The 11,323-nt window shown below is 43.5% G+C and carries 16 protein-coding genes; 2 read left to right on the forward strand and 14 right to left on the reverse strand.

Translation table 11 applies throughout. From position 1 onward, the window contains the following. Nucleotides 1-9 precede the first annotated feature (9 nt). Both FNY66_RS15470 and FNY66_RS07065 read right to left on the reverse strand, forming a co-directional pair. The gene (locus FNY66_RS15470) at nt 10-186 is read right to left on the reverse strand and encodes a hypothetical protein (protein WP_190324804.1); all 177 of its coding nucleotides are present in this window, start codon (nt 184-186) and stop codon (nt 10-12) included. Then, nucleotides 180-434, reverse strand: a complete 255-nt coding sequence (locus FNY66_RS07065; RefSeq protein ID WP_150310693.1) for a hypothetical protein — start codon at nt 432-434, stop codon at nt 180-182. The genes FNY66_RS15470 and FNY66_RS07065 overlap by 7 nt, the downstream gene beginning before the upstream one ends. Nucleotides 435-550: 116 nt before the next feature. Here FNY66_RS07065 and FNY66_RS07070 point away from each other — a divergent pair, with 116 nt between their 5' ends. Next, a complete protein-coding gene (locus tag FNY66_RS07070; RefSeq protein ID WP_150310694.1) occupies nt 551-1,303 on the forward strand; it encodes a tRNA 2-thiocytidine biosynthesis TtcA family protein in 753 nt (250 codons plus the stop codon). 133 nt (nt 1,304-1,436) lie between these two features. On the opposite strand, the gene FNY66_RS07075 is transcribed toward FNY66_RS07070, so the two are convergent. From FNY66_RS07075 to FNY66_RS07105, 7 genes are all read right to left on the reverse strand, one after another. Next, nucleotides 1,437-2,084 carry a cytidylate kinase-like family protein gene (locus FNY66_RS07075; RefSeq protein WP_087150465.1) on the reverse strand — a complete coding sequence of 216 codons (648 nt, stop codon included), beginning with the start codon at nt 2,082-2,084 and terminating at the stop codon, nt 1,437-1,439. 116 nt (nt 2,085-2,200) lie between these two features. After that, a complete protein-coding gene (locus tag FNY66_RS07080; protein WP_087150533.1) occupies nt 2,201-3,115 on the reverse strand; it encodes an RluA family pseudouridine synthase in 915 nt (304 codons plus the stop codon). 10 nt (nt 3,116-3,125) lie between these two features. Further along, on the reverse strand, nt 3,126-3,638 hold the full coding sequence (gene lspA / locus FNY66_RS07085) for a signal peptidase II (RefSeq protein ID WP_150310695.1): 513 nt from the start codon (nt 3,636-3,638) through the stop codon (nt 3,126-3,128). A 52-nt stretch (nt 3,639-3,690) separates the two neighbouring features. Further along, a complete protein-coding gene (locus tag FNY66_RS07090; RefSeq protein ID WP_164488311.1) occupies nt 3,691-4,482 on the reverse strand; it encodes a YlmH family RNA-binding protein in 792 nt (263 codons plus the stop codon). A 10-nt stretch (nt 4,483-4,492) separates the two neighbouring features. Continuing rightward, complete coding sequence (locus FNY66_RS07095; RefSeq protein WP_150310696.1) at nt 4,493-5,044, reverse strand: cell division protein SepF; 552 nt, start codon at nt 5,042-5,044, stop codon at nt 4,493-4,495. Nucleotides 5,045-5,118: 74 nt separating this feature from the next. Further along, the gene (locus FNY66_RS07100; protein ID WP_087150469.1) at nt 5,119-5,811 is read right to left on the reverse strand and encodes a YggS family pyridoxal phosphate-dependent enzyme; all 693 of its coding nucleotides are present in this window, start codon (nt 5,809-5,811) and stop codon (nt 5,119-5,121) included. Between the two features lie 35 nt (nt 5,812-5,846). Continuing rightward, the gene (locus FNY66_RS07105) at nt 5,847-7,241 is read right to left on the reverse strand and encodes an HlyD family efflux transporter periplasmic adaptor subunit (RefSeq protein ID WP_150310697.1); all 1,395 of its coding nucleotides are present in this window, start codon (nt 7,239-7,241) and stop codon (nt 5,847-5,849) included. A 131-nt stretch (nt 7,242-7,372) separates the two neighbouring features. On the opposite strand from FNY66_RS07105, the gene FNY66_RS07110 reads away from it, so the two are divergent. Continuing rightward, the gene (locus FNY66_RS07110) at nt 7,373-7,576 is read left to right on the forward strand and encodes a DUF378 domain-containing protein (protein ID WP_087150471.1); all 204 of its coding nucleotides are present in this window, start codon (nt 7,373-7,375) and stop codon (nt 7,574-7,576) included. Nucleotides 7,577-7,643: 67 nt separating this feature from the next. Here the strand turns inward: FNY66_RS07110 and FNY66_RS07115 are convergent, their stop codons facing one another. The 5 genes from FNY66_RS07115 to minD are packed head-to-tail and all read right to left on the reverse strand — an operon-like array spanning nt 7,644 to nt 11,290. After that, on the reverse strand, nt 7,644-8,705 hold the full coding sequence (locus tag FNY66_RS07115; RefSeq protein WP_150310698.1) for a D-alanyl-D-alanine carboxypeptidase family protein: 1,062 nt from the start codon (nt 8,703-8,705) through the stop codon (nt 7,644-7,646). 26 nt (nt 8,706-8,731) lie between these two features. Continuing rightward, nucleotides 8,732-9,127, reverse strand: a complete 396-nt coding sequence (locus FNY66_RS07120; RefSeq protein ID WP_087150473.1) for a methylglyoxal synthase — start codon at nt 9,125-9,127, stop codon at nt 8,732-8,734. Between the two features lie 16 nt (nt 9,128-9,143). After that, nucleotides 9,144-10,280, reverse strand: a complete 1,137-nt coding sequence (locus FNY66_RS07125; RefSeq protein WP_150310699.1) for an FtsW/RodA/SpoVE family cell cycle protein — start codon at nt 10,278-10,280, stop codon at nt 9,144-9,146. Next, nucleotides 10,277-10,486, reverse strand: coding sequence for a cell division topological specificity factor MinE (locus FNY66_RS07130; RefSeq protein WP_150310700.1), 210 nt, complete (start codon nt 10,484-10,486; stop codon nt 10,277-10,279). Before FNY66_RS07130 ends, FNY66_RS07125 begins: the two co-directional genes overlap by 4 nt. A gap of 12 nt (nt 10,487-10,498) precedes the next feature. After that, nucleotides 10,499-11,290 (reverse strand): septum site-determining protein MinD, encoded by a 792-nt coding sequence (minD, locus tag FNY66_RS07135; RefSeq protein ID WP_150310701.1) that lies wholly within the window; start codon nt 11,288-11,290, stop codon nt 10,499-10,501. Nucleotides 11,291-11,323 lie beyond the last annotated feature (33 nt).

Raw genomic sequence — 11,323 nt, forward strand, 5'->3', positions numbered from 1 at the left:
TTAATTCTGTTATCTCACTCTTCTTAAGACAAGTACATAGAGCCGGGACAGATTGCGCGCATACTGAGTCATGAGTGATGAAAGTTCCGGCTCTCCTTCTATATAGCGCTGATACTTCATTCCTTCGATATTTTTCAGTTTTTTCTCCTTTTTGAGATGGAGCATCTCCTGGATCTGATTCAGCACATAAGAAGTAACTGCTGGAGCAGCAGACTGATCAGAGGCACTGTTGGAACCTTTCTCTTTTTATAGTTTCCCTGAAATATTACCGTAACCAGAGAAGCAATCGTTGTATACTCCATCCCGAAAAAGAAGATAACCGAATAGAACATGATCAGGAAAAAGACTATAACAGGGAGTGCCTGCAGGAACTGTGCCCACACGCTCTCAGCCCGGTCATGAAATTGTGGTAATCTGACTTGCTTCATATTCATTCAAGGTATCTCCTCTTGTAATTATATCTTCTGATCAGTATAATATAAAAATGTATCAAAAGAGAAAGGATCAGTATAATATAAAAATGTATCAAAAGAGAAAGGATCAGAAAGATATGCAGTTACAGCGCTTACTAAGTTATACAAGAAAAGCCGTGGACGAATACAATATGATACAGGAAGGCGATCATATTGCTGTAGGAATATCCGGCGGAAAGGACAGCCTGACACTCCTTTATGCTCTCCACGGTCTCCGGCGCTTTTATCCGAATAAATTCGAACTCAGCGCCATCACAGTAGATCTTGGATTTGATGATTTTGATCTATCTCCGATTCAGCAGCTCTGCAGTGAGATGGAAGTGCCATACAAAATCGTCAAATCAGATATCTATAATATCCTCTTCAATGTACGAAAAGAGAGTAATCCATGTTCTCTCTGTGCAAAAATGAGAAAGGGGGCACTCAATGAGGCGATCAAGGAAATGGGATGCAATAAGGTGGCATATGCTCACCACAAAGATGATATCATCGAAACAATGCTACTCTCCCTGATCTTCGAGGGACGATTTCATTCTTTTTCTCCGAGAACATATCTGGACAGAATGGATCTCACAGTCATCCGTCCTCTCATGTATGTTGATGAAATGGATGTGATCGGCTTTAAAAACAAGTACAACCTGCCGGTAGTAAAAAGCAAGTGTCCTGTAGACGGTTATACAAAGCGTCAATATGCAAAGGATCTGCTCCGTCAGCTCAACACAGAGCATCCAGGTGCGAGAGAACGGATGTTCCATGCAATTCTTTCAGGAAATCTTTCCGGCTGGCCGGAGCGGACAATTCGCGTACGGGAAAAAAGTGACATCGATTAAGGCAGCCCCTGCGGACCAATTGAAAAACCGGATGAAATATCTCCCGGCAGATACATCCTTTATCTGCCGGGAGAACTTTATCTCTGTGACATTCTGCCAGTTTACTTGTCGATACTACTATACCCGACAGGCTTTATATATGCCTCTCATCATTTCCAATACTTTCTTTTAGTCTGACATAATCTATAATTGCCTTTGCAGTTCCTTCGATTCCGAGCTCTGAACTGGTAAGACAGAGTTCATAGCTCTCCGCATCTGACCATTTCTTATTTGTATAGTAGTTATAATAGCTTGAACGTTTCTTGTCTGTCTTGATAATCAGATCCTTTGCCTTTGCATCTGTCAGATCATATATTCTGGCAATTCTTCTGATGCGCGCATTCATATCTGCGTGTATAAATACACTGACTACGTTTTTGTAAGATTCCAGCGCATAATCTGCACAGCGTCCTACCAGAATGCATGGACCTTCGTCTGCAATTTTTTTGATTGCATCAAATTGAGCCAGGAATACTTTGTGATTAATCGGCATATCGGTATACGTATTTCCCGAATATCCCATCGAATATGTATCCATCACGAGAGAATACAGGAAACTGTTTGTCGGTTTTTCATCATGTGTCTCAAATATTTCCTCACAGATACCACTCTCTTTTGCTGCACGGGCAAGCATCTCTTTGTCATACAGTTTGATGCCGAACGCTTCAGCCACTTTATAACCGATTTCTCTTCCTGCACTTCCGAATTCACGTCCTATTGTAATGATCGTATTTGTTTTCATTGTAAGTCACACTCCTTTACGCCATATATAATTGTGATTTTGCATAAAAAACAAGTGTCAAATCACCTCTTATATGACTATTATAACCATACATTGAACGTATTACAATGGAAAAATTATAATTTTCTCCTGAGTCTCATCAGCAGATCAGAAAAATATTCGGGAAGTGGAGCGTCAAATTCCATATATTCTCCTGTGGTCGGATGCGTAATGCCCAGTATTTTAGCATGAAGACTCTGTCCCTGCAGCCTGAACTGACATTTTGCCGGTCCGTACACTGTATCTCCCAAAATCGGATGACCTATACTGGACATGTGTACACGGATCTGATGTGTCCGCCCTGTCTCAAGCTCACACTCTATATAAGTATAATTTCCAAAACGTTCCAGCACCTTATAATGTGTTATGGCATTTCGTCCGTTTGGCGCCTTTGTGCTCATCTTTTTGCGGTCAACCGGATGTCTGCCGATCGGTGCGTTTACCGTACCTGTATCCGCTTTCAGATTGCCATGTACGATCGCATGATAACGGCGTGTGATTGAATGCTCCTTTAATTCCTCAGCAAGTATCTGATGAGCCCGGTCATTCTTGCACACAAGCAGGGATCCGGTCGTATCCATATCGATCCTGTGCACGATTCCCGGACGGAGAACGCCATTTATTCCCGACAGACGGTCTCCGCAGTGATAGAGGATCGCATTCACCAGTGTATGGCTGTAATGTCCGGGGGACGGATGTACGACCATTCCTTTCGGTTTATTCACAACAAGGATATCGTCATCTTCATAGAGAATGTCCAGCGGGATATCCTCCGGCACAATGTCAAGAGTCTCAGGATCCGGGACATATACGCTGATTTCATCCCCTTCCGCCACCTTATAGTTGGCTTTGACCGATTTTCCGTTTACGATAATATTTCCGTCTTTCAAAAGTTTCTGTATATAAGAACGGGAAAGGCTCTCAAGATCTCTGCACAAAAATCTGTCGATCCTTTCCCCTGAACTTTGGGACGTAAGATTTATTTTGTCCATCCTGTAAAGATCATCCTTTCTTCCTGTCAAGAAACTTAAAGTCATCGTCTTCTCTGTAGTAGAACAGGATAAGCAGAGCAAAGAGTACACAGGATATCACCACATAGCAGTCCGCGACATTAAAGATCGGAAAATCGATCAGCCTGAAGTAAAAGAAGTCGATCACATAGTTCAGCCTGATGCGGTCGATCATATTTCCTGCCGCCCCTGCACACAATAGCACTGCACACACACGAAGAGGCATATACCTGGCTGTATGAGGCATCCGTATATACAGGACTACAACAACAGCACAGACTACAACAGCTCCGGCCACAAAGAAATACTGCATATTCTGCATCATACCAAATGCTGCACCACGGTTCTCAAGATAGCGCAGTTCAAATACGCCATCAATGATCACTTTTGCAGACTTATTTTGCAGATTCAAAACAGCCAGATACTTCGTCAGCTGATCTGCTATAAGCGCTGCGGCAAACCCGAAAAGGGCGATGATATAACTTTTAATATTCTGTCGATCCATTTTCCTGATTCCATCCTTACTATTATCGTCTGTCCTGCTCCGGCTGAGGTGACTAAACATATCTGCTGATGACAACACTGAGTCTGTTTTTGCGTGTCCTGCCTCCTGCATATTCATATCGGAACTTTCCCATTCCACGCACGGAAATGATATCGCCTTCTTCCGGCTGGTATCCATTGCTTGTGATAAGCCGTCCATTGACATATACCTTTGCGCCTTCAATCAGCCCGGAAAGTCTGCTCCGTGATTGCGAAAAAGCGAGTGAGAGAAGGCTGTCCAGACGCACCGAAGCTACAGTGCCCCGGACTTCCTCAAATTTAGGTGTATACTCCACTTCTTTCAAAGATAGTGGCGCAGCCGAGACAGACGTGCGTCTGACTCTCGTAAGCTCTTTGCTTACAAAATCAGCAATATCATTATGTACAAATAAAAGCGCACCCTTTTCACCAGGTATAATATCGCCTGTCCTGGAGCGTTCTATGCCGAGATTTAATACCGCTCCGAGATAGTCTCTATGGGTGAGATCCTCGGCAAACCTGAAGTTCACAGGTGCAATTCTCAGAGCACAGAAAGGGAAACAGATTTCATCCATGGAAAGTTCTCTTTTACCGTAACGCAAATAAAGAGCCTCAGGGATGAATGCCGCCATCTGACGCTCTGCCATCTCATAGCCGCCAAAAGATACGACCTTTGTATAAAGTCTGTCTTTTGGCAGCGTATGTAATATGTTCTGTTCATTCAAATTTAAAAAATCCGAATATGTAATAATATCCCTCTGGTAAGCTGTCCGCGATAGCTCAGCAAGACGCTTTTCAAGGTTCTGAACCTCTTTATCCTGGTTCATCATAGTCCTCTTAATATCTTCCTCTGACGCTCGCAGTCTCCATAGAACCGCCGAGCAGATCCTGCAGATCTCCGGAAATGTCGACATTAGTAGGTGTTACAAGGAAAATATAATTTGAAATTTTTTGAAGATTACCGCTGATCGCAAAGGTCGCACCGGAAATAAAATCGATAATCCTCTGAGCGATCTCCAAATCCATCCCCTCAAGATTCAGGATGACTGTACGTCCTGACAGAAGAGTCTCTGTAATCTCTCTCGAATCGTCAACAGAAGACGGCTTTACAACACATACTTCCATATGTCCGCTGGCCTTTACGGAAGGATGTCTCATCGGTGTTACCTTGTTACTATTTGCAGAGGACTGGAATTTTTTATCCTCTTCCATGTCAAAATCGTCGTAATTATCTTCCTTTGTATTTTTCTTTCCGAACAATGAACGACGCTGTGATTTTTCTTCATAATTTTCGTCATCATAAAATTCGTCATCATCATAAAATTCATCATCATCATAATCATCGTCGTTTAATTTCATGATGTCCAGAAATTTATCAAATACACCCATTTTTACACTCCTATCCTGTGCCGTCGCCGCTGGCACTCTTTATTCTTTCATACTTTCTTTCCAGTTAAAACAGTCTATATGCTGTAATCTCTGGCACCAAAGATCCCGGTTCCGATCCGGACCATTGTGGCTCCTTCTTCGATCGCAACCTCATAATCGTTAGTCATCCCCATCGAAAGTATGCTCACAGTATCATTATCAATGTTTTTTTCCTTAATGTCAACATATAATTTATGTAAATCTGCAAAAATTGTACGATTTTTTTCGGGATTTTCAACAAAAGGTGCAATTGTCATAAGTCCCCGCACATTAATGTGAGAATACTGTAATATCTTATCGTACAGCGGAAGGACTTTTTCTGTTTTCAGTCCAAATTTGCTTTCTTCCTCAGCTACATTTACTTCAAGCAGAATATCAGCCGTGCAGTTATGTTTTTCGGCTTCTTTTTCAATTGTTTCTGCCAGTTTCAGGGAATCAACCGAATGGATAAGTCTTACTTTATCAACAATATATTTCACCTTATTTGTCTGCAGATGGCCGATCATATGCCATTCGATATCTTTCGGAAGAGCCTCGTATTTATCCCGGATCTCCTGTACCTTATTTTCACCAAAGACACGTACTCCCAGGTCATATGCTTCTTTTAGCATACTCACCGGTTTTGTCTTGCTGACAGCGATCAGTGTTACTTCCTCTCTTTTTCTTCCGGCTCTTTCACATGCCGCCTGTATTTTTGCTTCTACAGATTCCAGATTTTCTTTCAGCATTCCAGTAACTCCTTTCTCATTTTGCCTAGCAGCGTCTATTGAAACACTACCTCATCCGGGCTGACACTCTCTCCGTTCTGGACGATATGGTCATAGTTATATAGTCCGTAACTTTCGCCCTCCTGGACGATATAATACTCATCATTCTCGCAGAGGATATCCACTTTTTTGAACACTGCATATCCTCTGTTAATATTGTAGACTCCCTGAAGAGATTTTGTCTCACCCACCGTATAGGTTTCATTTGACTCAGGCTTAACAAGAACATCTCCTTCACTCAACTCATCACGGCTCACATAGATTTCTCCGTCATCTGATTCATCGAAAATATCTATGGCAGTAAATTCCACACCTCCGTTTTTCTGCTGTATCATAACCCCCTCTGCTGAGCTGTTTCCGCCTGTCGTCAGATAGTCGGCCGGAATAACGTAAAACTCTTCCTCAACAACAGATGATTTAGGTATTTTCAGTCCGCTCTCATCCTCAAGGATCAGCTCGACATTCAAAAATCTTTCTTCCGCATAACGTATCATTGAATTATCAAAGTCAAGGCATCCGTAATAAGAGCCATCCCTTTCTATAACCGAAAAATCTGCTCTCATTGTCTCGCTGTCTTTATCTATCCTCACCCGGATACTTGTAACTTCATCGGATATAAGCTGTTCAGCCGTATCCTTGTCAAGAGGAACGATCACTGACCACTTTTCGCTCGTAATAAGCCGATATACGGGATCACCGCTGCTGATCTTCGTCTGATCTGCAAGAACAGTAGTCTCATACTCTGTTGCATCGAAATGTTCTGCCTGAAACGTATCCTTTGTAAGCGTTTCATATCCGTCCACAGTGAAAGCCACAATACCGTCCTGAGCCGTAGTATAGGAACTGACTTCCTGACCGCTGGCAGCTATCACAGCATCGAGATGTTCCATTCTCGTCTCACTGTATGTATCCTGAAGTGAACTGCTGATTCCATTTTTCAGCGAATATACTGACGAGAAATCACCCGGATCATAATTTTCATTGAAATTCTGCACTTGAAGTATAATATTCGAAAGCGTACTCTGGGACACACTGGCCGACTCCTCTGACTCCGACGTATTTTCTTCCGTATTCAGTGGTTTCTCCGATAATGCGTAAATATTTGTCCCCGCTTTAACTTTACTGTTTTCATTCTGGTAATAGCTGACATACCCTCCCGATTCAGCCGTCACTGCAGACTCTTCTCTTATAATAAGCCCGGTATATGAATTGTCCCGTACAATACTTCCCTCTCTCACTTCATAAACCGAGATTTTGTTCCCGGTCAAATAGAGGATAACTGTTACGACCAGATAAATAAACACAATTGCAAATAAAAATATTCCGAGATTAAGCTCCTTCTTCTTTTTATATTTTTTTATATTAACTGATTTGCTTTTTTTTGATGCCAAATCAGATCTGCACCTCCCCGATGTCTTTATTTTTTCATCATTTTAACTCAAACAGTATAACATTTTCTGATGTATATTTCCAGTTTTTACGGGAATAATACAAATATTGAGATGAAAAAGGAGGAAATAAAATGAAATGGTTTGATTACACAGCACTGACGATCGTGATCATTGGCGCGGTCAACTGGCTGCTTGTAGGGATCTTTCGCTTTGACCTTGTCGCTTTTCTGTTTGGAAATTTAAGCTGGCTTTCAAGGATCATCTATACTCTTGTAGGTCTTTGCGGATTATATCTCCTCAGCTTCTTCGGCAGGATCAGAGGAATGTCAGAATAATATATAACTACAGAGTATAAAAGCCTTCGGTTCCGGTATCAGTCCGGCCCCGAAGGCTTTCTGTTCTTCATTCTTCTGTCTGCTGATTCCCATCGGATGACGAAGCATCTGTGCCGGTTATTCCCGCCTGCATAAGTTCATTCATCTGCTCATAAAGTCTTGTAGGCCCGTCTGCACCCATAATAACAGAAATATACGGGTGCTCGTTCAAATCCTCATCATAGAGGATCACACAATTACCGGCCAGCTCTGTTGTTCCAGTCTTGCCTCCCAGTACACGGATTCCGGTCGGCTCTGTCGCTTCACCGGCGCCATACGCCTGCGTCGGCGTCCAGGTTTCCTTCCGGACAGTCCCGTCCACTCCGGTGAGTGTCCCGTCATAGGAATCCATGGAAATAATCTCGACGAAACGTTCATCCTTAATACATTCATTAAAGATCAGATACAGATCATACGCTGTGGTGTAATGATTCTCATCATGCAGACCATGAGGATTTACAAAATGTGTACCTGTCGCTCCGAGCGATGCAGCTTCTTCGTTCATCATCTCAGCAAAAGCCTCTTCGCTTCCGGCAATATGCTCTGCGATAGCCGTTCCGCAGTCATTTCCGGAGTGCAGGAGCAGGCCGCATACGAGATCATACATTGAAACCGTATCTCCAGTACGCAGACCGCTGGTCACTTCATCCCAGTTAAAATCTGTGGCATTTGCGCTGACTGTTACTTCATCGTCCATATTTCCGTATTTCAGCGCCAGAAGAGCGGTCATGATCTTCGTTGTACTGGCCGGATACACCTTATCATAAAGCTTGTACCCACACAGTACGCTTTTGTTTTCGAGGTCAAACAGACCGGCTGCATGAAGATCGGCATCCGGTTCAAACCCTTCCAGATCGACCTCCTCCGCCGCTACGCACAGATCACTTGAAAACATTGATCCCTGATATACATTTGTGTTGAAATGGTCAGACTCATATGATACCGTATAGTTTTTCACCTGACCCCAAATAATGACGGCACCTGCCAATATCACACCGGTTAAAACGGCAAAACAGATCAAAAGAGCCGCAGCACGTCTCTGCCGCCTGCGTCTCCTTCTTGCATACATTCTTCTTTTCCCCTGATTCATTTTATTATTTCCCCTGGTATATTTTTCTATTTGTACATCTCCCGCCAGTCCAGATCACCTCTGTCCAGTGCCAGGATCAGCGCCTCCGCTGTCGCGATATTCGTAGCTATCGGTATATTATACATATCACAGAGCTTGACAATATCATTTACATCCGGCTCATGCGGACGCGGCGCAAGAGGATCTCTGAAAAATATAAGCAGATCAATATTATTGTGCTCGATCTGGGAACCAAGCTGCTGTTTTCCACCCAGATGTCCGGCCAGAAACTTGTGGATACTTAAATTTGTTACGCTCTCGACCAGGATTCCTGTTGTTTCCGTAGCATACAGCTCGTGTTTGCTGAGTATTCCACGGTAGGCAATACAGAAATTCTGCATCAGCTTTTTTTTCGCATCATGTGCAATCAGACCGATATTCATAACCGTCACACTCTCCTTATTGATATTTGTTAGGCTGCAAACCGACATTCAATACGAAACCGATCCCCATAAAAAAGCACACAACGGAAGTCAGTCCATAACTTACAAAGGGCAGCGACAATCCTGTATTCGGAAGGATCAAAGTAGCCACACCGATATTGATAAAACTCTGTATCCCTATCAGTGCGGCAACGCCGCCGCAGATGATTCGTCCCCCTGTATCTTTCGCTTTCAAGCCAACCATAATACATTGTATCACAATTAATAATATCAAAAATATAACGACACAACAACCCACAAATCCTAATTCTTCTCCGATAATTGCAAAAATAAAGTCTGTCTGCGGTTCGGATACAAAATTACCGTTCTTTACAGATGTCGTATCATCATTGTTGTAACCTTTGCCCGAGAGCTGTCCGGATCCTATAGCCATAACAGAATTGAGCTGCTGGTACGACTCGTCATCCGCATATTTCTCCGGCTCCAGCCACGCCAGAATACGTTCCTGCTGGTAATCATGCAGAAACGGCTGATTCGGCTGGACAGCGATCGCCAGAAAAATCACGACGGTCGGTACGGTAATAGCGAGGACTGTCCCGACGAACTTATAGCTCAGTCCGGCAAGAAAAAGCAGAGCGCAGAATAAAGCCGCAACACAAATAGTTGTTGAAAGATTCGGCTGCGAGACTATCATGGCCAGGGAAGGCAGGATTAACGCTACAGCCTGAAGGATAACTTTCGGATTGTTAATCAATTTCTCTCGGTCCGAAAGAAATCTGGCAAAGAATAGTATCATAAGAATCTTTGTCAAATCAGATGGCTGAAGTTGTGTAATCCCAAGATTCAGCCACCGGCGCGCTCCGTTGGATTCGACGCCAAGGCCGGGGATCCAGATTGCCGCCAGCAGTGCAAGATTCAGGAAATACATCGGCCAGTAGAAATTCAACACCCAGTTGTAATCGATCAGTGAGATCACTACCATGGCACCAATCCCCAGCAGCACTCCGAGAAGCTGTCTGCTCATCAGATCAGGCCGTGCACTCCTCACCATAAGGATACCGATCACTGACAATGCGACCACTGATATGACCAGGCCAATTTTATAATCTTTGATATTGTAGTGTGGTTTCAATTTTTTTAATAAAAATTTCACTTGTTTTCTCCCGCGTACTTAATATGTATATCACTCCTTGTGATCTCTATATCGAAATATTCCGGGGTGATTTCCATATATTTTGAAACAGTAAGATACAGATCTTTTGTCAGCCGATCTGCCGCATCCGGTGTACATTGCATCCTGTCCGCAATCAACAGGTTCTTAAGCCTTTCCTTCGCAACAAAAACAGAATGTACACTCATTTTCAGTCCCTCCTAATTCCTGTGAAAGAGACTGGAGAGTTTTTCGAGGAGACTCTCTGGTTTCATATAATCTTCCATCGGCACCTCTTCGCCGAGAAGCCTGCGGCAGATGTTCATGTAGGAAGAACCGGCCAGTCCTGCCTCGCCTACTACCGGTTCCCCCTGATTAGTAGCTATAACCACCTGTTCATCGTCCGGTATAACCCCCAACAGATCTACTGCCAGTATTTCTGTCACATCATCTACAGACATCATGTCCCCTCTTTTTACCATATCAATGCGGAGCCGGTTGATCAGGAGTTCATTTTTCCTGATTCCGGATGTTTCAAGCAGACCAATGATCCTGTCAGCATCCCTTATGGCAGACACTTCAGGCGTAGTAACTACAATCGAACGGCCGGCCCCTGCTATGGCATTCTGGAATCCCTGTTCGATTCCTGCAGGACAGTCAAGCAGAATAAAATCAAAGTCTTCACGTATGTCCTCAATCAGCTTCTTCATCTGCTCTGGAGAAATACTTGTCTTATCTTTAGTCTGGGCCGAGGGAAGCAGATAAAGCTCCGGAAACCGCTTGTCTTTGATCAGTGCCTGCTTCAGACGGCAGCTTCCTTCTATCACATCCACGATATTATATACAATCCGGTTTTCAAGTCCCATAACTACATCAAGATTCCTGAGCCCGAGATCAGTATCAATGACCAGCACTTTTTTCCCCAGCATGGACAGTCCGATTCCGATATTTGCAGTCGTCGTTGTCTTGCCGACACCGCCTTTTCCTGATGTAATGACTATAACCTCTCCCATATTGTTTTCCTCCTGCATAAGTTCTGACGTTGT

It is taken from the genome of Mediterraneibacter catenae, from assembly GCF_008691045.1.
Classification (GTDB): domain Bacteria; phylum Bacillota; class Clostridia; order Lachnospirales; family Lachnospiraceae; genus Mediterraneibacter; species Mediterraneibacter ornithocaccae.